General features: G+C 62.2%; 1 pseudogene. It reads right to left on the reverse strand.

Annotated elements, in window-relative coordinates:
- Window positions 1-68: 68 nt before the first annotated feature.
- Window positions 69-511: pseudogene (locus tag ACP7AD_RS18595) on the reverse strand (IS21 family transposase); the annotation flags it as partial.

A 511-nucleotide genomic window follows, 5' to 3' on the forward strand; every position in this document is an offset into this window, starting at 1 on the left:
AAGGATCAGAATCAAACACAAAAACTAGCCGCTTGAGCATCGAACTTTTTGCGGCAACTACCTTGACAGCGCCCGGTCTTGAAGACCGCCCATTCCCAGGGCTGCACAGGCAAGGCCATCAGGGCCGGCGCGTCGATCTGCGCGAACACGCTGGCGCGGCTGCCCGGCAGCTTTTGAAAGGCACGCTGGTTGAGCCAATGCAGCAAAGGGGCGATGGCGTCGTTGACTTGCCTACCACGCTGGCGAACTGATGCTTGCGCAAGCGCGCCAGGATCCAGCGCTCGACCAGTAAAACGCTCAACTCGACCTTCGGTTTGTCCTGTGGGTGATAAGCGCGTGCAGGCAGCACACTGCAGCCGTAGTGACGGGCAAAGTCCTGCACGCTGTCGGTCAGCAGCGGCTCGTAGCGGTCGGCCTTGGTCACCAGGGCGCGCGGGTTGTCGGGGATGATGAGCTGGGGCACACCGCCATAAAAGGTCAACGCCTGCGCGGTGGCGCCCAGCCAGTCGCG

The sequence above is a fragment of the Polaromonas sp. DSP2-3-2b2 genome (genome assembly GCF_049895905.1).
Taxonomy (GTDB): domain Bacteria; phylum Pseudomonadota; class Gammaproteobacteria; order Burkholderiales; family Burkholderiaceae_C; genus Polaromonas.